Genomic DNA, 23885 nt, shown 5'->3' with positions numbered 1-23885 from the left:
TCGGGAGCCACTACCGTGAACCTGCACCACTATCTCGATTCGAGCACATCCGATCCTGTGCATATCTGCGTAATCGGTGCCGGAGGCTTCGGCCGCAGTTTTATCCTGCAAGGCCAGCGTATACCGGCACTGGATATTCGTATCGCTGTGGATATCGATGCCGAGGCTGCCGCCCGGGCTTTCATCGAAGCTGGCATCGATGAAGGCAACATTCGCATCTGCCACTCCCCGGCTCAGGCCAGACGCGCCTGGCGGGCCGGGCAGTGGATCGCTACTGACCGACTGGAAAACGTGCTGGAACTCCCCCTGCATGTGGTCGTCGAAGCTACCGGCCACCCCGAAGCTGGCGCTTGCCACGCCATTCAGGCCATCGAGGCCGGCTGTCATCTGGCGCTGGTATCCAAGGAAGTCGACAGTGTCATTGGCCCGGGGCTGGCTCGAATGGCGCGCGACCGGGGCTGTCTGGTGACGCCGGTCGATGGCGATCAGCCCAGCCTGTTGATCGGATTGGTCAGCTGGGCCGAAACGCTCGGACTCGACATTATCGGCGCCGGCAAGGCCAGCGAATACGACTTCATCTTCGATGAAGGCGCTTCGACCCTGACCAGCAACGGTCGCACCATTGGCGTACCGGGCTTCGATGCACTCTGGCATCTGCGGGGAGATCCGGTAATGCGCACAGCACAGCGCGCCGAGCAAGCCCGGGCCCTGCCGCAGCGTGCTGTGCCTGATCTGTGTGAGCTGGCCCTCGTCGCCAATGCCACCGATTTCGATCCCGATATACCAGCACTACACTGCCCAATTGCCCGGATCAGTGAAGTAGCCGAACTCTTTCGGGAGCGTGCACTGGGGGGACTGTTCAGTGGTAGCCGTCGACTTGATGTCTTTCACTGCCTGCGCCGACCTGACGAGTTCAGCCTCGCTGGCGGCGTTTTCGTGACCGTGCAGTGTCACGACCGGGAGAGCTGGCAGATACTCGCCGAAAAGGGACATTTGGTCAGCCGTGACGGCCGAACTGCCACTCTGGTGCTGCCACGTCATCTGCTTGGCCTCGAAGCGGCTACCAGCCTGCTTGAAGTCACACGTCGAGGCATACCCAGTGGCGCTCTTCAACCACTACCCCGTTTCGACCTGATCGCTGTCGCCGAACGCGACCTGCCCGCTGGCACCGAACTGACCGCTCATGGTCATCATCACTCGATCGACGATGTCGGCGCATTGCTGTTGCCGGGTACACGACTCGCCGGCGACAGCGCCCTGCCCTACTATCTGGCGGCCAATCGACAACTGTCACGAGCGGTGCGTGCCGGTGAGCCGATCAGGGTTGATGACATCATCCTCGATGAATCCGCCATGCTCTGGCGTCTGCGCCTTCAGCAGGATGCCATGGGTCTGCCCGAGGCCATCATTACAACAGCTGGAGGCGGCGCCTGATCCATCAGGCAGTCGTACCAGCTGCTCAAAGCCCCACCGTCATCACTGCCAGCTGTCCCATTGTTGCTCTCGCCAGCGCTCGAACCATTTCAGACCGGCCGAGGTTTCATGCCAGGGCCGGTATTCACAGCCGATCCAGCCGGAGTAACCGGCCTGGTCGAGCTGCTCAAACAGCCAGGGATAATTGACCTCGCCACTGTCCGGTTCATGACGTTCCGGCACACTCGCTACCTGTAGATGCCCAACCTGATTGCGATGCTGCTGCCAGCTTTGCCACAGATCACCTTCCATGATCTGGGCGTGATAGAAGTCCATCTGCATACGGATGTTGGGCGCGCCCAGCATCTCTATGGCGTCCCGGGCCTGCTGCTGATAATTGATCAGATAGCCTGGCATATCGCGGTGGTTGATGGCTTCTATCAATAGCGTGATGCCCGCACTCTCGAGCCGTGGTGCTGCCCAGGCAAGATTTTCCAGCCAACACTCATGCATCACCTGCCTCTGTGCCGGCTCGGGCGCGACGCCTGCCATGATATGCAGTTGCCGGCACTCCAGCACCTCGGCGTAGTGCAGCGCCGTATCAACACTGGCGCGAAACTCGGCTTCGCGTCCGGGCAACGCAGCAATGCCACGCTCTCCCGCTTCCCAATCGCCCGGAGGCAAATTGAACAGCACCTGCTGCAGCCGATGTCGCCTGAGTTCAGCAGCGATAGCAGCTGGCTCGAAGGCATACGGAAACAGATATTCCACCCCCCGAAACCCTTGTTCGGCGGCCGAGGCAAAGCGTTCCATGAACGGCACTTCGTTGAACATCAGACTCAGATTTGCAGCGAAACGGGGCATGGCAGACTCCTCACTGATCGGAGGTGGGGGAGGATGCGAAACCGGCCTGTTCGAGCAGATCGGCCGGCGCCTGACTCAGCCGCCACTCGGCATTATCGAGATGCCGGCTGACGGCCTGCGCCGCTGCGTCAGGATCACTGCGACCGATCGCAGTCACGATGTCGTCGTGTTCCGCCATGACCTGGGTCATGAAGACCGTGCGCCGTGCCTCGTTGGTACGCGTCAGAGTGATGGCGTGATGCAGAAAGCGGTTATGGAAATCAATCACGGCAGTGAAATGCTCATTGCCACAGGCTTCGGCGATCGAACGATGAAAGGCCATGTCCTGATCGACACCGGTATCACCGGCCTCGACCGCCTCATCAATTTCGACCACGGCATTGCGAATGCGGCGTAGCTGAGCCGGTGTTCGGCGGATGGCAGCCAGGCGGGCAGCCTCAACCTCCAGCGCCCGCCGCAGTTCCAGCAAACGAATGACTGAACTCAGCGAGGCCGAAGGCAGCGGCATATGCAACGTCACGGTCGGCGATTCAGTCACGAAACTGCCACTGCCTCGACGCGACATGACCAGGCCGGCGTTGCGCAGCATCGAGATCGCTTCGCGCACCACCGGTCGACTGATCCCGAAACGCTCCCCCAATGCCGCCTCCGTGGGTAGACGCTGGCCCTGGCGCCACTCCCCGGCATGGATCGACCGGGTCAACTGTCGGGCGACCTGTTCGGCCAGGTGCGGGGCGCGTGTCGGCTGCGAATGCTCGCTCATGTGTAGCTTCCTTACCGATCCTCCACCATCGTCTCACAGACCAATGGCGGGATTGCCTGCAAAAGAAATTTGCCTGACAACATTACAACCGATCCTGATCGGTGTTTGCCATCAACCAATCGGCGCATGCCACATAAAAGGTAGCGCCGGCATCTTTTTCTCAGGAGACCCGCTCATGCATGTGGTGGTTACCGGTGGCGCCGGTTTTGTCGGTGCCCGTCTGATCCAGAGCCTGCTCGATCCCGCCACGGCCACGGATACCCTGCCCGTTTCACGGATCACTTCCATCGATCTTGCGCCCTGCCCTGTCGATGATGATCGGGTTACCTCGCTGACCGGTGATATCAGCGATCCAGCCCTGATCAAACAAGCCCTGACGGAAGACACCATGGCAGTCTGCCATCTGGCTGCCGTGGTCAGTTCCCAGGCCGAAGCCGAATTCGAACTCGGCATGCGCATCAATCTTGATGCTACTCGCGCCCTGCTGGAGCAGTGCCGGGCTCACCCCCAGCGCATCCGCTTTTTGTTTGCCAGCTCACTGGCTGTATTCGGTCCCCCGGAGAGCGAACCGGTACCGGAAAATGTTGCCCCCGAGCCACGCTCTTCCTATGGCATTCAGAAAGCGATCGGGGAACTGCTGGTCAACGACTACAGTCGGCGCGGTTTCGTCGATGGTCGAGTATGTCGCCTGCCCACGGTGGTCGTGCGTCCCGGTCGACCCAATCGGGCCGCCTCATCATTTGCCAGTTCAATCATTCGTGAACCCGTAGCGGGTGAAGAGGCCATCTGTCCGGTCGCCGCCGATCTCCCCCTTTGGCTCTCTTCGCCACGCGCCGTAGTGACCAATCTTCAACGTGCCCTGCAACTCACCCCGGAGCAACTGGATAACTATTCATGGCGCACCTTCAACCTGCCCGGGCTAACGGTCACCGTTGAGGAAATGCTGAACGCGCTGGAGCGTCAGGTCGGCAGCGAGGCGCGACAACGAGTCCGTTTCGAGCGCGACCCCACCATTGAGGCAATCGCTGCCAGCTGGCCCGGCGCCCTTGAAACCCACCGCGCCCAGGCGCTGGGGCTCGAAGCCGATGCCGATTTCGATGCCGTGGTGCGTGCTCATCTCGAAGAAACGGGTCACACCACACCATAAACCGAACGACCGTGCTCCGATCGTCCCCGCTGACAAGACTGTCGGGAGTTAGCCTGTCATGACGGATACCGCAATTGCCGGCCCTCAGGTCATCATTGGCCTGGGGGTAGCCATTTTCATCATGATCGTGCTGGTACTGCGTACCAGGGTCCATGCCTTGCTGGCTCTGATCATCGCCGCGTCCATTGCCGGCATCATTGGTGGCATGCCACCCAATCAGGTCATCGATGCCATCACTACCGGCTTTGGCAAGACGCTCTCTACCATCGGCCTTGTGATCGGTTTCGGCGTCATGATGGGCCGTATTCTCGAGGTGTCGGGTGCCGGGCAGCGCATGGCATACGCCATTTTGCGCATGCTGGGCAAGGGCCGCGAGGATTGGGCGATGGCATTGACGGGCTATATCGTCTCAATCCCGATTTTCTGCGATTCGGCCTACGTCATCCTCAATCCGCTGGTCCGGGCGTTGGCGCGCAACAGTGGGCGTTCGGTGATTGCCCTGGGGATCGCATTGGCCTCGGGACTGGCGGTTACGCATAGTGCCGTGCCACCAACGCCGGGTCCATTGGGCGTGGCCGGTATCTTTGGGGTCGATATCGGGCTGATGATCGCCTGGGGATTGGTCTTTACCGCCCCGGCACTGATCGTGATGGTGATTTATGCACGCCTCATGGGCCCGCGCATCGAGGCCAGGATACGGGCCGAGAGTGACGATGCGCTCGATCAGGACCCCGAATCGGCGCCCCGTCAGCTTTCGGAGAGCGAGCTGCCGCCACTAACACGCTCGGTCATGCCGATCGCGCTCCCCATCGCACTGATCTTCCTCAATACTGTTATCAGTGCCATAACCGGTGCCGGCAGCGACGCCAATCCTGATCCAGCCTTTGCAGTACAGCTGATTCTGTTCTTCGGTGATCCGGTCATTGCGGTGGGTATCGGCGTACTGACCGCCGTGTACGGTCTGGTACCGAAAATGCCGCGCGACGAGGTGCTGCGCCATCTCGAGAAGGGCGTGGAAAGCGCAGGCATTATCCTGCTGGTAACGGGCGCAGGCGGCGCGCTGGGTGCAGTACTGCGGGCAAGTGGTGCCGGCGACTACATTGGCCAGCATATCGCTTCATTGGCACTGCCGGCGGTGCTGATTCCCTTCATCATCGCCACCCTGGTACGGTTCGTTCAGGGTAGTGGTACGGTGTCGATGATCACCGGTGCCTCCATCTCTGCACCGATTCTCTCTTCAATGCCGGATGTCAACATGGTGCTCGCTGCTCAGGCGGCCTGCCTGGGCGGGCTCTTTTTCAGCTACTTCAACGACAGTTACTTCTGGGTAGTCAATCGAATGCTGGGGGTACGCAATGCTCGCCATCAACTGCTGGTCATGTCGATCCCAACTACGCTGGGATGGGCGACAGCCCTGGTCACCCTGCTGATGGTCAACGCCATTGTCGGTTAACCTCATCCGGATACAACGACGCCTCCCGAGCGGGAGGCGTCGTTGTATCAAAGGCGACGGCCGTCAGGCGACGCGCTGAAGCCGACGGCGCTTCTGACGCAGCGTTTTCGGTCGGCGACGGCCGAAAGTGCCCAGCCAGATCTTGCCCCGTTTACTGCGACGATCTCCCTTGGCCATGTCATACCTCCTTGCGATATATCGGTCGATGGTAAGTCACAGTGCCACAGCCTGGCAGATCTTTTCCATCTCTGCCGAATCACTGGAGGCCGTCAGGTCGGATGATTATGCTGAACCAGCATGAATTCCGTCCTGCCGGAGGTGCCAATGCCGAGACACTCATCCCGGGCCAGAGCCCGACTCACTCTCCTTGCTGCCCTGTCGAGCCTGATTGCCTGTTTGCCACCATTAGCGGCGGCCACCGAACAACCCTCTTCCTCCTCCCGCGATATCACCGGCTTATGGGAAGCCGACAGCAGTCACGGGCATCCGGAGGCGCTGGTGCGGATCGAGGGTTATCACGGCCATTACACCGGGACGGTGGTCAGACTGCTCAAATCGGGTACCGATCCTGACAAGCGTTGTAGCGAATGTAGTGGGCCGCGACATAATCAGCCGATTGTCGGCATGGAGATCATCTGGAATCTGGAAGATGGCAACGAGGCGGGGCATTACCGCAACGGCAAGATCCTCGACCCCGATAGCGGCAAGATCTACGACTTCAAGGCGACCGTCAGTCCGGATGGCCAGACACTCAGTGGCCGGGGATTTATCGGCCTCTCGTTACTCGGCAAGACCCAGACCTGGCAGCGTCGTGATCCGGAAATGCTGCATCACAATGACAACGGCAACAAAGGACCCTGAAAAAACAGCCGGTGCCTTGAAGGGCACCGGCTGCTGATGGACTGCTTGCCTGCTCGGCAGGCGAAAAGCAATCAGGATGCGCGCTGACGACGCTCCGGCGCTTCACCTCGGCGGCGCTCCGGACGCCCCTGGTCTTCGCTGATATCCAGCGTCCGCCCACCAACCCGGGCACGGGCCATCTTGGCCAGAATCGAAGACGGCAGGCTACTGGGCAGATCAACGAGACTGTGCGACTGACGGATATCGATACGACCGATACGCGCCCCTTCAATGCCCCCCTCGTTGGCCAGCGCACCGACCAGCTGACCGGGTTTGACGCCTTCATTGTGGCCCACGGCTACCCGATAGCGCGTCATGCCCTCGGCCGGCGGCGTGGCACGGCGACGCTGTGGCTTGCCATCACGATTGCCACGCTCACCCCGATCACGATCGTTACCGCGTCCGGGTTTGGGCATCGCCTGAATCGCCGGCTCATCGGCACGCGCCATGGAGGCGAACACACAGGCCAGATCGACCGGATCAAAACCCTGCTCGATCAACGATTCGACCAGTTCACGCTGATCGTCGGCCCCGCGCTCGAGAGCTTCTGCTGCGCGTGCCTTGAAACGCTCGGCACGATGGCTGCGGATGGCATTTTCATCCGGCAGCTCCATGTTCTCGATGCGCTGCCCGGTCGCCTGCTCGAGCCAGCGTACGCGGCGAGCTTCGCGGCCACCGGCAAAGGTGATCGCAACGCCTTCGCGACCGGCACGGCCGGTACGGCCGATACGGTGAATGTAGGCTTCATTATCGTGAGGCATGTCGTAGTTGATGACATGCGTAATACGCGGCACATCGAGACCACGAGCGGCCACATCGGTCGCTACCAGCACATCGACCTTGCCTTTCTTGAGTCGCATTACAGTGCGCTCGCGCAGGCTCTGATCAAGATCGCCGGAAAGCGCTGCAGCCGCGACACCACGAGCGGTCAGCTGATCGACCAGGGTCGTACAGGCGGCACGGGTACGCACGAAGACGATGGCGGCATCGACCGGTTCGACTTCCAGAATACGTGCCAATGCTTCTGTCTTGGCCGGACCTTCGACACGGCAGAGGCGCTGCTCGATGGTGGTCGTAGCCGCCTTGGTTTCGATCTGAACCGTCTCCGGCTCCACCAGGAAGCGGCTGACGATGCGTGTAATCTCCGGCGGCAGGGTAGCCGAGAAGAATACACGCTGCGCATCAGTCGGCGTATCTTCGAGAACGCGCTTGACGTCATCGATGAAGCCCATGCGGAGCATCTCGTCGGCTTCATCCAGCACCATGGCATTCAGGCCTTCGAGCGTGAGCGAACCACGATCCAGGTGATCAATGACACGGCCGGGCGTACCCACAACCACCTGGCCGCCTCGCTTGAGACCGCGCAACTGCTCGCGATAGTCCTGCCCCCCACAAAGGGTAACGACTTCCAGCCCCTTGAGATTCTGGCCATAGCGCCCAAAAGCCACGGCCACCTGTTGAGCCAGTTCGCGAGTCGGCGCCAGAACCAGTACCTGAACCTCACGCCGGTCCAGTTCGAGTCGAGAAAGCAGCGGCAGCGCAAAGGCAGCCGTCTTGCCGGTGCCGGTCTGGGCCTGTCCCAGCAGATCACGGCCCTCCAGCAGAGAAGGAATGGTGCGTGCCTGAATGGGCGAAGGGGTTTCGTAACCCAGTGCATCAAGAGATTCGAGCACGGCAGGCAGCAGTGCCATGTCGCCGAAGTTCGGCGAGGCAGCGGAAGTCGAGGTCATGTCACACCTTATGGGCCGGCCTGAAGGCCGGTGGAAAATGTCTGATCGGCAAGGCAGTTGAATCACTGCCGATGGCCGATCGGGTCGCACTCAGTTGAAGATGTTCCGCCGAAGCTGGCGGTCGATCATCGAAGCGTGTGGCGACCATGCGCGCGCCGGTCTGTTACCGGTGCACTCCATCTATGCGTCTTGGCGCAGCTGGCGCCTAGGGAAAATCGTCCCCATCGCAGCGGCAATTCATGGGGGGCGATTCAGCAGGATGGCAGGTCTTCACATGCAAGGAGTGCTATCCTAGCACACACTTTTGCTTCCTGCAGACCTTTATCTTATTGACTTCCCCAATCGGACCGATCAAGGAACTTCCTGTGACAACGCTCTGGGTCGACGCCGACGCCTGTCCACGCAGCATCCGCGACATCATCGTGCGCGGCGCTACACGCAGCGCCCTGACCGCCTGTTTCGTCGCCAACCACGCCCTGCCCCTGCCGCGTTCACCTCATATTCGCCAGCTTTCGGTGCCGGGTGGCGCCGATGCTGCCGATAAACTGATCATCGAACGACTGACGGCGGGTGATCTGGTCATCACCTCGGATCTGCCGCTGGCACTCGAAGCCATCGAAGGCGGTGCCCGGGTGCTGACTTCACGCGGCGAAACACTGGATGCCGATAATATCCGGGCAAGATTGAACATGCGCGATTTCATGGAAACCCTGCGGGCCAGTGGCGAGCACACTGGTGGCCCGGCAGCGCTGACAAGCCGTGATGTACGCGAATTTGCCAATGCCTTTGATCGTACCCTGACGCAACTGAGCCATTGAATCAGTGCAGTTAGAATACCCAATCACTGCGAAAGCCCCGGGCGCAGGCCTGAGCGATGGGTATTGGCCATGGAGGGTATATACAGCACTCGCGCCCTCTCCCATCCGATGGCCATTATCGACATGAATTTTCTCGACACGCTCAGGCGCTGAAGCGGCTTTATCCGGTCAGGCGTAACTCATGATACCGGCACCGGGCAGATGGTCACGCGCATGGGGGCGCTCAAGATCGAGCCGGGGACCTCGCGGGACAATACCGGTCGGGTTGATGGCCCGATGGCTGCCATAGTAGTGCCGTTTGATGTGTGAGAAGTTGACGGTCTCGCTCACACCGGGCCATTGATAGAGTTCACGCAGATAGCCGGAAAGATGAGGATAGTCTTCGATGCGACGCAGATTGCACTTGAAGTGCCCGTGATAAACGGCATCGAATCGGACCAGAGTGGTAAACAAGCGTATATCGGCTTCCGTCAGATATTCACCGGCCAGATAACGTCGTTCCGCCAGTAACGTTTCCAGCCAGTCCAGTGCTTCGAACAGCTTCATGAAATGCTGCTCGTAAACACTCTGCTCAGTGGCGAAGCCGGTCTTGTAGACCCCGTTATTGATGTCGTCATACACCCGTGCGTTGATGCGGTCGATTTCCCCGCGCAACGACTCGGGATAGAAATCCAGTCGATTACCGGTCAGATGATCGAAGGCCGTGTTGAACATTCGCACCAGATCAGCGGACTCATTATTGACGATCTTTCCCTGCTTGCGGTCCCACAGTGCCGGCACCGTAGTGCGCCCGGTGTAGTGCGGATCGGTCAGGGTATAAAGCTGATAGTGGCGCTGCACACCATTGATGGGATCGCCACTCGAGCCCTCTTCAAGACGGTAGGTCCAGCCCTCATCAAGCATGTAGGGACTGGTGACCGAGACGCCAATCAATTCTTCAAGGCCCTTGAGCCGCCGCATGATCAGGGCTCGATGGGCCCAGGGGCAGGCGAGAGACACATAAAGATGAAAACGTCCGGCCTCGGCAGGAATACCGGGTTGGCCTTCGGGACCGGGCTCACCACCCCGCGTAATCCAGTCGCGAAGTTTTGCGGACTCACGAATGAATTCACCACCATGACTTTTGGTGTCGTAATTGCGATCGAACCACTCTCCGTCGATCAGAAGTCCCATCATCTTCTCCCGTACTCATGCTGCACGATGCTGCTGCACCGTTCGGTCCCCCGATGATAGCTGCCGGCGCTCCATTGTGCCGGGCGAATCCGATTACGTGGCCGAATGACGCTCCAACGATACTGACGCAGTGTCATCATGACCTGTCACTTGACGTTGAAGCGCCGGGCACGCTTCTACCGACTCGCGCAAGGATTGTGCCAATGCCCGAGCCGCCGGACCTGCACCATCGGCATCGCGAAAATAGAGCTGCAAAGGCACCTCGCGTACTGCACCGGCTCGCAAGGGTAAAGGTCGGAGCTGCCCGGTTTCGAAATAATGATGCAACCGGGTTTCGGAGACCCAGGCAAACCCCATCCCTTCGACCAGCATTTCCAGAGCGGTAGCCACATGCGAAACCGTCCAGCGCTGTTCGGCTCTCAGCCAGCCATGATCGCTGCTCTGATATTGAGCGGAGTCGCGAATGACAATCTGGCGATAGTGGCGAAGGTCACGTAAATCGAGCTCACGCCCCAACTGGTGCAAGGCGTGCCCGGGATGCGCTACGGCCATGAAACGCACCCGGGTGAGCGGTTCACCAAGAAAGCCAGGAACGCTGACTCCACTGATCAACAGATCGGCACGGCCGGCCTGTAATAACTCAACGCCCCCATTGAGCACACATTCATGAAGCTGTATCCGGGGGTGAATGTAATCATGGGAAAATGCCGAAAGCGCCTGAAAAAGCGCCTGATGCGGAAATATCTGATCAACCGCCAGGGCAATTTCGGCTTCCAGTCCTCTTGCCAGACTGCCGGCTACGGATTCAATGGCCTCGGCGCCCTCCAGCAGCTGACGCGCCCGTCTCAGCAACATACTGCCGGCTTCGGTGGGTACGACCCGACGACCGCGGGTTTCCAGCAGCTGAACGCCCAGCTGTTCGGAAAGCTTGTGAACAGCATGATTGATTGTGGAAGGACTCTTGTGTATGACCTCAGCCGCTCGGGCAAAACCACCGTGATCGACCACAGCCGCCAGCATCTGCCACTGCGCCAGGGTTACTCTGGAACGCGTCATGTCTCTCTCACTTGAGCGCCACCTGCAGGATTCGTCTCGGTCAGCCAGCGTCATTCTATCCGTTGGCAACATGACATACCCGTATGGGCAGCGAAACTGTTGCCCCTGTTATGCCTGTACTACATCGCGGACAACGGTATTCCGGCCCCATTTTGTGAGTACGGTGAAACGACTTATCAAAAGAAGCCGCCATGCCAGCGCACATGTCCGGTAAATTATCGCTCGGGTTCACCCGGAAAATGTAACGTCTGGTTAAAACGTATTTCAGGATGCAGTGCAACAAAGCGCACACTGATAATACTTAAACTTCTCTGAAAAGTAATAGTAACAGGCACTCACAATGCTACTGACCTGTACTTTCCTCTTGTATTCAACAGACCGACTTTACACCAGTGCCATGGCACGTAAATGAATATCCTGCCAGGCAAGCTGACGTATTTCCGCCTCGCCATCGCCCTGAACACAACCCAAAGCAGCTCGAAAAATATCCTGTTATCAACTCATGAACGGCCTGAGCACAGGCTCTGCGCCCTTTCACCACATCTGGCATGTCATGGGGAACATTTCGCTTTCAAGGTCATCGCCACATGCTGAAAAAGAGGAATTTTCATGAACAGCAACTTGAAATGGCAAGGCTTATTACCGCCTTTTAAGGCTTTGCAGCATACGGGTATTGGGGTAAGGTGAGCAGGCCTTTTTAAATTGTCATCATAATTCTTGTACAGGCCTTTACCACAATGTTGCGAATCATTCGTTCGCTGCCCCGCACTCACAAATTGTTACTTTTACCCGTTACGACCATGGTTACCGTGCTGGGCGCGCATCAGGCACTAGAATCCTTCCATCAGACTTCCGAGCAAACACAACTGGAAGTCCCCATTTCCAATGCGCTGGCTGATACACAAGTTACATCGCCGCTTTCGATAAATGATGCGCCGCAACCTGATGTCGCTGCAGCGCTGGTAGTCGCGGGTACTTCCCGGTCAGCTGCCATTACCCCCGAAGCCAGCAATGCGGCAGCTCGCGCCATTTCCGAACAGAAGGCAGGAAATGCCGAATCCGGAGATCAGCAGCTCACACCGATTTATGCTTATTCGGTACTGCCCCGCACTCTCGAAACACCGACTGCTCGAACAGGACAGCCCCTGGTGCGGCCTGCCATTGCCGCAGCTGCCCACCTGAGTGAAGCCTCAGGGGCAGATCTGAATGGCGGCATATCGGCGGATCCGGTGGATCTCGACGATAGCGATGATCCGCTGTCACTTTCAGATGAGATCGCCTCCGACGAGCAGTATGTCCCGCAATGGCAGAGCTATACCATTCAGAAGGGGGATACCTTTACCGACCTGGCCGAGCGTAGTCTTGGCCTGGGGTACAGCGAAGTCCTGGCGCTACTCGACAAGGCGCCGGATCGCAAGGCCCTGACCCGGCTGCGGGTGGGCAACAGCCTTGATTACAAGGTCAACGAGCAGGGACAACTGCTGGCGCTGCGGGTCATGAAGGACTCCCGCAAGGGGTATCTGTTTCAGCGGGACCAGGCAGGAGAAGCGTTTGCCGTTTCCGACATTCAGCGCGCCAGTCAGGCCACACAGCGACTGTTTGCCGGCACCGTTGAAGGCAGCTTCGGGTTATCGGCCCTTTCCACCGGCATGAGCAACGCCGAGGTCGCCGAACTGACCGAAGTGCTGTCCAAGAAGATCAATTTTCGTCGACAGGCTCGCCAGGGGGATCACTTCCAGGTCGTGGTCGAGTCTGACATGGTCGATGGCAAGGCTTATGATTCGCGCATTCTGGCGGCGCATTATGAAGGCGACAACAGCGATCTTACCGTGATCCGCCACAACGATCATTTCTATACCCCCAATGGCAAGGGGCTCGATCCGGCCTTCAATCGATACCCCTTCAAGGGGCACTACCGTATCAGCTCCCCATTCAACCTGCGTCGTCATCACCCCATTACAGGTCGCATCAGCCCGCATCTGGGAACCGACTTTGCCATGCCGGCCGGTACCACCGTGCGCGCGCCTGCCGATGGACGAGTCATTCGTGTTGGCCATCATCCACTGGCGGGCAATTACATCGTGATCCAGCATCCCAACGGCTTCAAGACCCGCTATCTGCATCTCAGCAAGGCTCTGGTGCACAAGGGCGAAGCCGTCACCATGAATGAAAAAATTGCCCTGTCAGGCAATACCGGACGCAGCACCGGCGCCCACCTGCACTATGAAATCCGCACCAGCAATGGCCCCGTTAATGCCATGCGGGTCAAGTTGCCGGATGGTGACAACCTGTCAGGCAAGGCACTTGCCAGTTTCAAGCGCCAGGCCGAGCCGCTGTTGGCCAAGCTGGATAACGCTGATAACAGCCGCGCTGTTGCTCATGTTGACGACAAGTCCGGCGATGAAAACGGCTCCTGAAGCTACTCGCTACCTGAACGTCATGCGCCCCGTGGATACGGGGCGTTTTCGTTATGGGGATAGGGTACGCCCCTGATTGATGCGCTCGGGATTGGGCGCATCCAGAAAGCCACCGGCATCGTAATGTGGCACCGCAGCATCGAGTTTCAATCCGCCCCCCAGTGCCTGAACCAGCTGGACCGACTGATCCACCTGGCTGGTTCGAAGATTGGCCAGTGTCTGCTCTGCACTGAGCAGTTGCTGTTCACTCGTGAGTACGGAGACATAATCGGTCACCCCGGATCGATAGCGCTCCAATGCCAGATCAAATGCCCCACGGGCACTGGCTACTGCCTTCTGCTGGTCTTCGCGCTGCTGGGCAATGGAACGCAGACTGGTAATATCCTGGGTCACGTCTCCCAATGCGGAGAGCACAGTCTGATTGTATTGCGCCACGGCAAGATCATAATCGGCTTCGGTACTGTCCAGATTGGCCCGCAGGCGTCCACCCTGGAAAATCGGCAACGAGATGGCAGGTGTTACACTTTGTGATTTTGCGGCTTCCTCGAAGAAATAGGAGCCCAGAGCCGATTTGAAGCCGGCCATCGCCGACAGATTGAGGTTGGGATAGAACTTCGCCCTGGCCTGTTTGATGCGCTGTGAGGCGGCTTCAACGCGCCAGCGTGCTGCCACGACATCAGGCCGGTGCCCGACCAGTTCGGCAGGTATCACCGAGGGTAGTGCCATCAGTGCCGGAGACAGCGGCTCGGGGCGAGGGATGCTGACGCCTCGATCCGGCCCCTTGCCCAGCAGGATCGCCAGCGAGATACGGTTGCTGCGAATCGATTGCCGAGCCGACTCCAGCGACTGTTGTGCGCTGGAGACCGACACCTCCGATTGCAGGGTCTCGGAACGATTGCTCAGCCCTGCCTGATGCAGCTCCTGATTGATCTGATTGATCTGTCTGGCCCGCTTCAGCTGCCGCTTTGCCACGTCACGGACCGCGTAGGCATTGGCAAGACTGACATATCGGCGTGCCACATTGACCGAAAGCGTCAGTGCGGCAGCTCGGTAGTCGATTTCCTGGGCCCGCGCCTCACCCAGAGCCGCCGACCACCCTGCCCGATCGCCACCCCATAGATCGAAATCAAAATCGAGGCTGGTACTCAAGGAACGCGTGGTCGAGCGGTAATTGCCGACACCCTGCGGGTCTTCAACCTCGGAAACCCTTGAACGGGAAACATTGGCCGAAGCATCAATCGAGGGAAACAGTTCCGAATGGGCAGTACCAATTGCCGCATTGGCCGATCGCAACCGTGCCTGCGCCACATCGATATCCGGTGCGTTGGCCAATGCCTCGTGAATCAGCTTGTCGAGAGTGGGATCTCCCAGCGCCTGCCACCATTGGCGATCCGGCCATGCAGCAGGCGTAATCGGACTATTGCCAATGGCCTGTTCGACACTAAGCTGGCTGAGGCTGGTCAGTTTTCCCTGAGGTTTGATGCCGGCGTAATTGGCGCATCCGTTAAGCAGTGTCAGAACTGCCACTCCCATCCCCACCCCTTTCAGGGCCTGCAAATATCCCCAAGACCTCGGCATTACGTTATCTGCTCCTGCCATTCGCTATCGTGCTGACCCGAGGCCAGTCATTCCCTCATGTTTACTACCCGACAGTCCTGGGGTATGCATGTTTCAACGTTGGCCCCATTTCAGCCCTGCCATCAGATAATTACCGCTCGACATCGCCGGTTGGCACCTTCGACAGAGGACCCTGCGTGTAGCCCTTTGAAGAGGTACTTTCACGCTTATTCGATTCTTGCCCGGACTTACTGCCCTGATCAGGGCTCTCATCACCAAACACGGCCGACAGCGTTTCCACCGGCGATGTCAGTAGATTTTCGAAGGCTTCTCCAACCGCCTGCCAGACTATCCGGCTGATATCGAGTGAAGTGCCATCCAGCGAGGCCTGTACAGGCACATCAAGATTAATGACACCATTTTCCCCCTGAAGCAGACCGATCAGCTTGCGCAGCGGCAGATCGGTACTGCCGGGCTGCACTTCAGGGCCCAGATCCAGTTGATGAAGAATGATATGGTTATCAGCATCAAGTTGTCCCTGATGAATCCGGTAGTGGAGGTCCAGGCGTACCGTCCCCCCTTCCACCTTATACCCCCCGAAACGGCGAATATAAGGCGCAAAACCGGTCAATGGGAGTTGCTCGGCCTGCAGCCGCAAATCACCCGACAGCTTACCGGCCAATGGCGAGAACTGTCCCCGGATACTGATGGAAGAGGCGTTATTGACCCGTCCATCGAGCTTCAGACGGCCGGGGTTTTCTCCACCGCCGCCCAGCCCGGTCATTTCACCTTCGAGCTGACGGATATCCAGTTGAAAGGGCTGCTGCAGATGCCGATCTGTAAAGCGGATACGCCCTTCATGAACCTGCACCTGCTGGAAGCGGAACGACTGACTGCCCTGCTGCTCACTCTTCTGCGAGCGATCGGTATCATGCTTTTCCTGTCGCTGACCGGAGGAGGATCGGGCATCGGATGAAGGCGGCGTCAGAGCACTCAGATTGGTCGTCATACCGGGAAGAATCACGGCATGCAGCATGGGTGAATTCAGCGTCAGCTGTTTGATGGACAACCCCTGATGACTGGCAAATTCCAGCGTGCCAAGCGATATGTCATTGGCGGAAAACAATACCGTATCCGTCTCGGGTGCCTGTAACACAGGCCGGGCGAGACTGGCTGAATCCGCTGTCAAACGCAGAGCACCATTGGCCGCTTTCCCTCCACTGAAATGCCCCTGAGCGCTTAGTGTGCCCTGTGTGACGCGTGCACGCATCAGGCTCTGCAACCATGGGGAAAAAGTCGTCAGCGCGATATTACGCCCCTGATAATCCAGGGTCGCCTGCCAGGGCGAAAAGCCCATCTGTCCCTTCACCTGCAAAGTACCATCGCCTGTCGTGGCGGTCCCCTGAAGCTGAAAGGGATGGCTGCCGGTATGATCGTAGTTGCGTATATTCAGGGCGACCTGTTTCAGCGTAACCTGTCCTTTTGGATGACGATCATGATTCTGCCAGCTCAGGACACCATCATGAGTGGTCAAATGATCGATATGAACAGGGGTTGGCGGCCCGCCGGTATCCGGAAAAAGTTGCCCGATATTGAACTCTCCCTGCTTGTTCATCACCAGGGCCAGATGAGGCTGTTGCAACTCGACCGATTGCAGGTGCCAGCCGGCATGCCAGAGTGAGGACCAGGCGAGATCCAGACGCATCCGTTTCGAAGCAAACAGTGGCATTTCATCCGGCATGTGTCCTGCAAGCCTGAAATCATCAATGGTTATCACAGCCGTAAACGGGTTGATCGAGACATCACCGAGCGTCACTTCGTGCCCGGTTTTGGACGACAGTCGACTGGTAATCAGATGCCCCAGCAGTGGTGGTGCAGCCAGATAAGCGGCGACCAATAGCAACAGCACGATGACCGCACCGCCTATACCCCAGCGCTGCCATTGATGCTTCCCTGTCGTCATGAAGACTCCTTCAATCAATCCGTTATCGCTTCTTCGGTTATGCCGAACGCACGATTGCACTACCCTGAAGATATACATTCCGACTTATCAGTGCATAAACCGGATCGCTCGCAGGCCGATAATGTCTGCAAGGGAACATCAGGAAGACAACATGGATCTGTTCTGGATCGCATTATTGGCGATCATGCTGGGCTGGTATGGCCTGATCAGGGGATTTACCCGCGATATCTGCATTACCGTGATGCTCATGGCTGCCGGTGTCATGATGGCACAATTGATCTGGTTCGATCGTCACTGGGCTTACGGTCTGGCCATCCTGCTGGCCATTGGGACCATTATCGGCTGCTTGCGAGAGGGACAAAAAACGCTGTCCAATGCTGACACACGCCCGATCAAACGCCATCAGCCACTTCCGAGGGTCAGTCGCAAGCCCACCGGCAATGCCATGGCAAAACGCCGCTCGGGTCGCGGCTGCTGATCGCCTGCCCCCGGGATAGACATACGCTTGAACGCACTACACTGAAGCAGGAATAGAACGCCAGGAGGCACCATGTCCGAACGCATCTGTGACTGCAAATACTGCCACTGTACTGTTCCCGCCAGTGCGGTGGAACTTGATGGCAAGGTTTATTGTTGTGAAGCCTGCGCTTCAGCACACCCCGATCGAGCGCCTTGCCAGAGCAGTGAATGTGACTGTCATCAGCATGGCTGGGGCGGTATCAAGACCTGAAACCGATACGCCCGCCAAACATGGCGGGCGCTTGCTGTTTACTCGGAACGCTTTTTGCTATTGGCCGCAGCTTCGAGCAATTCCTCCGCTTCACTGCGCGGTTTCTCCAGCAATTCCTTTTCGAGATCGCTGTATTCTCCACGCAGGGTATTGCATGAAGAGCAGAATACCTTGTCAGTAGGATTATGTACTTCGGAAAGACGAACCCGGTGGCTGCCGCATTCCGGACACGGGGTCGGCATACGTTTCTCTTCGGAAAGATCAGGCATGGCATGACTCCTCATTCAAGGTTCAGCAAGCGGGACAACCCTGTCCCTGACATGCACCGCTAGCGGCTCGGAATATACAACGCCCGGCCGAATGGCCGGGCGCAATACTGATTCGACTGGCAGAAGCGTCGAATCAATCGACCCTGCGAAGGGTCAGGTCATTACTCGACTGAACCTGCTTGTAGTCCCGGCCCAGCAGTTTCATGTCACCGTTATTGAGCGGCAGCAGATTATAGATCGTATTACCGTTGGTGCCCTTGAGCTGATAAACCAGCGGATATTCGTTCGGTCCCACATCGTGCAATACCAGCACCTGACCTGTAGTCTTCATCGGCTTCTCGCTCTGGCCGATACGAGTGCTGTTCAGAGTGAAACTGGCACCAGTGTTATCCTGATTGCGGATATCGAGGCGCGTGCGAATGCCTGAACAGTCCGCACACGGCAGAGTGCCTTCATAAGAGCCCTGCGCCTGGGCATAGGGCGAAGGATTGGCAGGTTCATTGCTGGCACAACCAGCCAGTACTGCAAAGGCCGCAAACCCGATGGTCGTGGCGACTTGCTTGAGCATCATTGAATCTCCTTTTCTGCTCTCTGTTCCCGAAGGTTCAACCTTCCCTATGCACGTTCCAGTATGGATGCCATTTCGCAATATTGCATAATCCGGATCAAACTTTTGACGAAAGAAGCCATTCACGCCATGACATTTTTACGGTTTTCACCGAAAAGAGTAGCCCTTGTTCTGGGATTGCTGGTACTGCCTGCAGCTCTGCCCGTCTCCGCCGATACCCGGGATCAGGACACCCCTTTGGCTGCCCAGCCTTTTCATCGGCAACTCGATAATCTCACTGAGCAGAAGAATATTCTCGAACGCTACCGGCTGGATCAGCTGACGCACGGGCATATTGAAGTCACACTCTGGTATACAGGGGATTATCAGCTTGACCCCGAAGAAGTGAAGGCTTTTACCAATGGCACCTGCTTCGGCATGCTCAGACAGGCTTTTGAATCGGGCCTGCGCCCCTATCGAGACAACACCAGCATACTGTGTCACGCGCGCCAGCAGGACGGCGATGCCGTTTCTGCTCACGCGCTTGGTACCAGCCGTTACAGCGCCGACAGTAGTGACGAGTTCATCTTCGAGCCGGAATAAACGAACTATACTGCCGGTTCAACCCGGCAGCCCGTACTCTTCTGGCACCTCACCCTCTGCAATCAGAAAATCAGCAACCATGCGCTGCTCATCATCGTACTTGTTGCCGTGATGATGAACGAAGTCGATCAGCCGATCTTCATCGAAACTGTCGTGCCATTCCCAATCAACAAACTGACTGTTCACGAACCAGTTGCTGGCATCATGACGGGTCGTGATTTCCATGAGACTCCTCACAAATCGCGCTATAAAGTGAAACTGATCGCGCTTGAGCGATCATCCGCCTGAAGCGTAGCTCATGAAAAACGCGTTATCGGGAAACAGGCAAGCTGCTTGAAGAACACATTCCGAAGCACTTTAATAACGGTTGCCGGTGCCCCTGACCGGCTATCGTTCGGCTCCCGAGAGGAGGTCTCCACCCATGATTGATGCGCTCAACAATACGCTGGAACTGATTCGCGATCTGCTGTCGATCTTTTCCTGAAACGGACGGCTCGCCACTCTCTCGCTTCAACTTCATGCGTTGCTATCAAATGCCCGGTGCTCTTCGACCGGGCAACAATATCCGATTGCTACATTGCGCCGCACTACCCGCCTTCGCCTGGGCGAGGTAAGCTGATCGCATCACCCCTCGTCATCATTCGTCACGCTCAGCGAGGTTCCGGTCATGCTGAAGGATGCGTTCTCCATCGGTCCCTTCACGATTCGCCCGGTCGGTTGCATCAAGCAGGGGCAACAGCTGGATATCGAATACGGGCACGATACCGTCGCAAGCGGGCTGATTGTCTCAAGGGGTACACGCACGCATATCATCGAACAGATCAGTGACCGACTCACCGACGTGGTCACCAATCTGCGTGACGCGCTCGAGTGCCACCCCATGGAACTGATCGACCGACAGGAGCAGGTTCTCGCTGGTTTTTCGAGCGACCGCGAGCTGTCCCAGGCACTGGGTGAAACACCCCTGTCAGCCGAGGCCGACTTCTACCTGTGCAGCGCCGATCGACGCTACGCGCTGGCCGTGAGTCTGGATGAATACGCGCGCCTGCGGGCCCGTCACGAACTTCCCGCCAACGCCTGGATTGCTGCGCTGCTACCCGAGGAAGTCACCACCCCGGTCTACAGTGACTGGCGTCCGCCGACTGGCTGGGAGCTTTTGCATGTCGCCGGGGAAGGTAGTCTTACCGCAACCGGCTGGCAACGTGCCAGTGAACTGACAGGGATACCTGCCGAGCGCCTGAAACGCCATGCGGCCCGCGTTGAAGCCACGACCCAGTGTCCATTGGGCTATGCCGAATGGCATCTGCTGCTGCACCGACTGGCGGTGCAGCAGCTATCGGTGGAAGCACAAGCAGGTTCAGCGCGCGGCTGATATTGTCAGCCGTCGCCAGCTGCTGAAGGCCAGCGGCACCACCACAACAGCGATCGCGGCACACCACAGGCCAATGGCCAGCCCCGAGCCAAACAGCACGCCGTAATCTCCTCCACTCATCGCCAGCGCTCGTCTCAGGTTCTGCTCCATGAGCCCCCCCAGCACGAAGCCCAGTACGATCGGCGCCAGCGAGAAGCCAAACTTGCGTAACACATAGCCCATGATGCCCACGGCCAGCATCAAAAAGATGGCCATCAGGTCGGAATGCAGTTGATACACGCCGACAAAGGAGAGCAGTGCAATACCCGGCACCAGCAGCCATCGCGGCATGGTCAACACGCGGGCAAACACACCGGCCAGCGGCAGGTTGAGCAACAGCAACATGAGATTGCCGATGTAAAGCGAGGCAATCAGCCCACCCACTACACGTGGCTGTTCGGAAAACAGCATCGGCCCGGGATCGATGTTATAGAGCATCAGAGCCCCCAGCAGAATCGCCGTGGTGCCTGAGCCTGGAATCCCGAGTGTCAGCATCGGCACGAAAGAGCCGACAGCCGAGGCGTTGTTGGCTGCCTCGGGCGCCGCCAGCCCGCGCATATCCCCTTCACCAAAGGTACCTTCGCGATCGCTGAGGCGCTTTTCGGTGGTGTAGGACACGGCACTGGCAACCGAAGCGCCAGTCCCCGGCAAGACTCCGATAATGAAACCGAACAACGAGGAACGCAGGATGGCGCCCTTGCAGAACAGAACCTCTTTCATTTTCACCAGCACTCGCCCGACCGGCGCCAGACGACCACCATCACTGCCCTGCTGCTCAAGCATCAGCAGGATCTCGCTGATCGCAAACATACCAATGACCAGCACCACGAAATCGATGCCATCATAAAGCTCCGGCATGCCGCCGGTAAAACGCATCACCCCGGTACCGGCATCCACGCCCACTGTCGCCAGCATCACACCCAGCACGGCACCAATGAGCGTTTTGATTGGATCCTTGCCCATCATGACGGAGAGCGATGAGAAGGCGAAGATCATCAGTGCAAAATACTCGGCGGGACCAAAATTGACGGCAAAGGAGGCCAATAGCGGCGCAAACAGCGTCAGGCCGATAATGGACAGCGTGGCCCCCACGAACGAACTGACCGCCGACAGTCCCAGCGCCGGCCCTGCCAGCCCCTTGCGTGCCAGGGGATTACCATCAAGCGCAGTCATGACAGCACCAGCGTCCCCCGGCACATTGAGCAGAATGCTCGAGATACGCCCGCCGTACTCGGCGCCGGTATAAATGCCAGCCAGCAGAATGAGCGCTGACTCCGCCGGCAAACCGAGGCTATAGGCCAGCGGCATCAGAATGGCGATACCATTGATCGGACCGATACCGGGCAATGCCCCGAATAGTGTGCCCAGCAACGCGCCGGCAAAGGCCAGCATCAGATTGAGTGGGGTCAGGGCCACCCCGAAACCGTGAATCAGAAAATCGAACATGGCCTAGCGCCCTCCGAACAGAGTACCGATTGGCAGGGAGATATCCATGCCGTAGGTGAACAGTACATAACTGCCCAGCGACATCCCGATGGCTGCCATACAGGCTTTCAAAATGCCGGCACCGAAAAGCCAGGCCAGTGCCAGGATGACCAGAGCAGAAGAGAGCACGTACCCCAGGAGACTGAACAGCAGGCCGTAGAGGGCAAGGACTGCCAATGTCGATACCACTTTCACCAGCAGCATACCGGTGGGCCAGCGCCCACCGGGCGCGGGCCTCACCAGTAATACGACTGCCAGCACCGCCAGCAGCGCTGCCAGCCCGAAAGGAAAGGCCTTCGGCCCCAGAGGGTCATAGGCAAAAGGCACTTCCAGGCGAGCAGCACTGACAGCATAAGCGGCCGCTACCGCCATCAGGATCAATCCCAGTATGCGATCGGCCGCTCGACTCATTTTGCCAGTCCCATCTCTTTGGCCAGCTGATTGAAGTGCGCAATGCGCTCTTTGACATAGGCATCAAACTCGGGCCCCAGTTTGGTAAAGGGGAACAGTCCTCTTGCCTGACGCGCCTGCTTGAACTGATCCGTTTTCACCAGTTGGGTGAACTTGTCCAGCCAGGTCTGGTAGGCCTCATCGCTGACCTTGCCTCCCATGTAATAACCACGCCAGATCGGCCATTCGACGTCGTAGCCCTGCTCTTTCGCGGTGGGTATATCAGCAAATGCACCGCCCTGACGCTCATCCGACAACGCAGCCAGCACGCGCACCTTGCCGCCCTTGAGCTGGGACTCGATTTCGGAGAGATCACCGGTAAAGACCTGAATGTGATTCCCCAGCAGGGCCGCCAGCGACTCGCCACCCCCTTCGAAAGCGACATAGCGCAGCTTGCGCGGATCGATATCGGCAGCCTTCGCCGTCAGGGCTGCCTTCATCCAGTCCTGACTCCCCACGGTGCCGCCTGCACCAAAAACCACCTTGCCGGGGTTCTGTTTCAGATCCTCCATCAGCTCATCAAGATTCTGCCAGGGCGCATCTTCCCGAACGACAATGGCCCCGTAATCGGTGGCCACCGCACCCAGCCAGCGGACTTCACTGCCGTCATACTTGCCGAACTTGCCCTCGGCCAGATTGAGGGCCGCCCCGGTACTGGCCGCCACGATCAGATTGGGATCGTCATCGCGCACGCCCATGACATGGTTGTAGGCCACGGCCCCGATGCCGCCCGGCATGTAGTTGACCGCCATCGGCTTTTTCAGAATACCGGTCTGCTGAAGAGAAGTGGCCGCCAGGCGACAGGTCAGATCGTAGCCTCCTCCCGGTTTGGCGGGTGCCAGGCACTCGGGCTTGTCGAGCTCGACTGCAGCCTGTGCCGGGGCCGCGCCCAGGGACGAAAGTGAGACGGCAGCTGAAGCGCCCAGCGCCATCAGGGCACCGCGAATGCGGATGGTCATGACAGACTCCCTCAATGAATCCCGAAGAGTTGCAAACTGCTGTTATCAGACTTTCGCAGGGGTAGGCCCCTGGCGCGCGACACCGCATCATCAACATCGTGCCGTTAAAAGCCTCGCAATCACGGCTGCGATCATAGTCATCACCACCTGTCACCAACCTGTCATCCTCCGTCCGTT

The 23885-nt window shown here is 58.4% G+C and carries 24 protein-coding genes; 10 read left to right on the top strand and 14 right to left on the bottom strand.

Annotated elements, in window-relative coordinates:
* The first annotated feature begins 15 nt into the window (after nt 1-15).
* Entirely contained in the window at nt 16-1434 is a 1419-nt protein-coding gene (locus FY550_RS05820) for an NAD(P)H-dependent oxidoreductase (RefSeq protein WP_070976566.1), read from the top strand.
* A gap of 42 nt (nt 1435-1476) precedes the next feature.
* Here the strand turns inward: FY550_RS05820 and otnI are convergent, their stop codons facing one another.
* Together otnI and FY550_RS05810 are read right to left on the bottom strand one after the other, a co-directional pair.
* Complete coding sequence (otnI, locus tag FY550_RS05815) at nt 1477-2277, bottom strand: 2-oxo-tetronate isomerase (protein ID WP_070976563.1); 801 nt, start codon at nt 2275-2277, stop codon at nt 1477-1479.
* A gap of 10 nt (nt 2278-2287) precedes the next feature.
* The gene (locus FY550_RS05810) at nt 2288-3040 is read right to left on the bottom strand and encodes a FadR/GntR family transcriptional regulator (RefSeq protein WP_070976562.1); all 753 of its coding nucleotides are present in this window, start codon (nt 3038-3040) and stop codon (nt 2288-2290) included.
* 175 nt (nt 3041-3215) lie between these two features.
* On the opposite strand from FY550_RS05810, the gene denD reads away from it, so the two are divergent.
* Entirely contained in the window at nt 3216-4187 is a 972-nt protein-coding gene (denD, locus tag FY550_RS05805; protein ID WP_070976561.1) for a D-erythronate dehydrogenase, read from the top strand.
* Between the two features lie 58 nt (nt 4188-4245).
* Nucleotides 4246-5640, top strand: a complete 1395-nt coding sequence (locus FY550_RS05800) for a GntP family permease (protein ID WP_070976560.1) — start codon at nt 4246-4248, stop codon at nt 5638-5640.
* A gap of 63 nt (nt 5641-5703) precedes the next feature.
* Here the strand turns inward: FY550_RS05800 and FY550_RS05795 are convergent, their stop codons facing one another.
* A complete protein-coding gene (locus FY550_RS05795) occupies nt 5704-5817 on the bottom strand; it encodes a 30S ribosomal protein THX (protein WP_070976558.1) in 114 nt (37 codons plus the stop codon).
* Between the two features lie 147 nt (nt 5818-5964).
* Here FY550_RS05795 and FY550_RS05790 point away from each other — a divergent pair, with 147 nt between their 5' ends.
* Nucleotides 5965-6501, top strand: coding sequence for a DUF2147 domain-containing protein (locus FY550_RS05790; RefSeq protein WP_168169275.1), 537 nt, complete (start codon nt 5965-5967; stop codon nt 6499-6501).
* 71 nt (nt 6502-6572) lie between these two features.
* On the opposite strand, the gene FY550_RS05785 is transcribed toward FY550_RS05790, so the two are convergent.
* Nucleotides 6573-8270 (bottom strand): DEAD/DEAH box helicase, encoded by a 1698-nt coding sequence (locus tag FY550_RS05785; RefSeq protein WP_070976544.1) that lies wholly within the window; start codon nt 8268-8270, stop codon nt 6573-6575.
* A 365-nt stretch (nt 8271-8635) separates the two neighbouring features.
* Here FY550_RS05785 and FY550_RS05780 point away from each other — a divergent pair, with 365 nt between their 5' ends.
* A complete protein-coding gene (locus FY550_RS05780) occupies nt 8636-9088 on the top strand; it encodes a YaiI/YqxD family protein (protein WP_070976542.1) in 453 nt (150 codons plus the stop codon).
* Between the two features lie 168 nt (nt 9089-9256).
* Here the strand turns inward: FY550_RS05780 and FY550_RS05775 are convergent, their stop codons facing one another.
* Nucleotides 9257-10261, bottom strand: a complete 1005-nt coding sequence (locus FY550_RS05775) for a glutathione S-transferase family protein (RefSeq protein ID WP_070976539.1) — start codon at nt 10259-10261, stop codon at nt 9257-9259.
* A 93-nt stretch (nt 10262-10354) separates the two neighbouring features.
* The gene (locus FY550_RS05770; RefSeq protein ID WP_070976536.1) at nt 10355-11317 is read right to left on the bottom strand and encodes a LysR family transcriptional regulator; all 963 of its coding nucleotides are present in this window, start codon (nt 11315-11317) and stop codon (nt 10355-10357) included.
* A gap of 737 nt (nt 11318-12054) precedes the next feature.
* On the opposite strand from FY550_RS05770, the gene FY550_RS05765 reads away from it, so the two are divergent.
* Complete coding sequence (locus FY550_RS05765) at nt 12055-13734, top strand: peptidoglycan DD-metalloendopeptidase family protein (protein ID WP_070976534.1); 1680 nt, start codon at nt 12055-12057, stop codon at nt 13732-13734.
* A 51-nt stretch (nt 13735-13785) separates the two neighbouring features.
* Here the strand turns inward: FY550_RS05765 and FY550_RS05760 are convergent, their stop codons facing one another.
* Together FY550_RS05760 and FY550_RS05755 are read right to left on the bottom strand one after the other, a co-directional pair.
* The gene (locus FY550_RS05760; RefSeq protein WP_199287857.1) at nt 13786-15312 is read right to left on the bottom strand and encodes an efflux transporter outer membrane subunit; all 1527 of its coding nucleotides are present in this window, start codon (nt 15310-15312) and stop codon (nt 13786-13788) included.
* 130 nt (nt 15313-15442) lie between these two features.
* Nucleotides 15443-17254 (bottom strand): DUF748 domain-containing protein, encoded by a 1812-nt coding sequence (locus tag FY550_RS05755; protein ID WP_070976527.1) that lies wholly within the window; start codon nt 17252-17254, stop codon nt 15443-15445.
* 151 nt (nt 17255-17405) lie between these two features.
* Between FY550_RS05755 and FY550_RS05750 the strand changes: the two genes are divergently transcribed.
* Both FY550_RS05750 and FY550_RS05745 read left to right on the top strand, forming a co-directional pair.
* A complete protein-coding gene (locus FY550_RS05750) occupies nt 17406-17732 on the top strand; it encodes a hypothetical protein (RefSeq protein ID WP_070976524.1) in 327 nt (108 codons plus the stop codon).
* Between the two features lie 72 nt (nt 17733-17804).
* The gene (locus tag FY550_RS05745; protein WP_149054411.1) at nt 17805-17984 is read left to right on the top strand and encodes a metallothionein; all 180 of its coding nucleotides are present in this window, start codon (nt 17805-17807) and stop codon (nt 17982-17984) included.
* A gap of 38 nt (nt 17985-18022) precedes the next feature.
* On the opposite strand, the gene FY550_RS05740 is transcribed toward FY550_RS05745, so the two are convergent.
* Nucleotides 18023-18253: a hypothetical protein gene (locus FY550_RS05740; RefSeq protein WP_070976522.1), complete on the bottom strand. Its 231-nt coding sequence runs from the start codon at nt 18251-18253 to the stop codon at nt 18023-18025.
* Between the two features lie 133 nt (nt 18254-18386).
* Entirely contained in the window at nt 18387-18824 is a 438-nt protein-coding gene (locus tag FY550_RS05735; protein ID WP_070976521.1) for a copper resistance protein NlpE N-terminal domain-containing protein, read from the bottom strand.
* 60 nt (nt 18825-18884) lie between these two features.
* Between FY550_RS05735 and FY550_RS05730 the strand changes: the two genes are divergently transcribed.
* Nucleotides 18885-19403: a hypothetical protein gene (locus tag FY550_RS05730; protein WP_149054410.1), complete on the top strand. Its 519-nt coding sequence runs from the start codon at nt 18885-18887 to the stop codon at nt 19401-19403.
* 18 nt (nt 19404-19421) lie between these two features.
* Here FY550_RS05730 and FY550_RS05725 read toward each other — a convergent pair whose 3' ends face one another.
* A complete protein-coding gene (locus tag FY550_RS05725) occupies nt 19422-19628 on the bottom strand; it encodes a hypothetical protein (protein ID WP_070976518.1) in 207 nt (68 codons plus the stop codon).
* A 442-nt stretch (nt 19629-20070) separates the two neighbouring features.
* Here FY550_RS05725 and FY550_RS05720 point away from each other — a divergent pair, with 442 nt between their 5' ends.
* Complete coding sequence (locus FY550_RS05720) at nt 20071-20775, top strand: hypothetical protein (protein WP_070976517.1); 705 nt, start codon at nt 20071-20073, stop codon at nt 20773-20775.
* On the opposite strand, the gene FY550_RS05715 is transcribed toward FY550_RS05720, so the two are convergent.
* Genes FY550_RS05715 through FY550_RS05705 form a run of 3 tightly spaced genes read right to left on the bottom strand, consistent with a single transcriptional unit; the run spans nt 20761 to nt 23708 of the window.
* On the bottom strand, nt 20761-22260 hold the full coding sequence (locus tag FY550_RS05715; protein WP_070976516.1) for a tripartite tricarboxylate transporter permease: 1500 nt from the start codon (nt 22258-22260) through the stop codon (nt 20761-20763). The genes FY550_RS05720 and FY550_RS05715 overlap by 15 nt on opposite strands.
* Before the next feature lie 3 nt (nt 22261-22263).
* The gene (locus FY550_RS05710; RefSeq protein ID WP_070976514.1) at nt 22264-22710 is read right to left on the bottom strand and encodes a tripartite tricarboxylate transporter TctB family protein; all 447 of its coding nucleotides are present in this window, start codon (nt 22708-22710) and stop codon (nt 22264-22266) included.
* On the bottom strand, nt 22707-23708 hold the full coding sequence (locus tag FY550_RS05705; protein WP_149054409.1) for a Bug family tripartite tricarboxylate transporter substrate binding protein: 1002 nt from the start codon (nt 23706-23708) through the stop codon (nt 22707-22709). Before FY550_RS05705 ends, FY550_RS05710 begins: the two co-directional genes overlap by 4 nt.
* Between the last annotated feature and the right edge of the window lie 177 nt (nt 23709-23885).

It is taken from the genome of Kushneria phosphatilytica, assembly GCF_008247605.1.
GTDB lineage: Bacteria > Pseudomonadota > Gammaproteobacteria > Pseudomonadales > Halomonadaceae > Kushneria > Kushneria phosphatilytica.
Note: the sequence above shows the minus strand (reverse complement) of the source record. Positions and strands in the feature narration are given on the sequence as shown.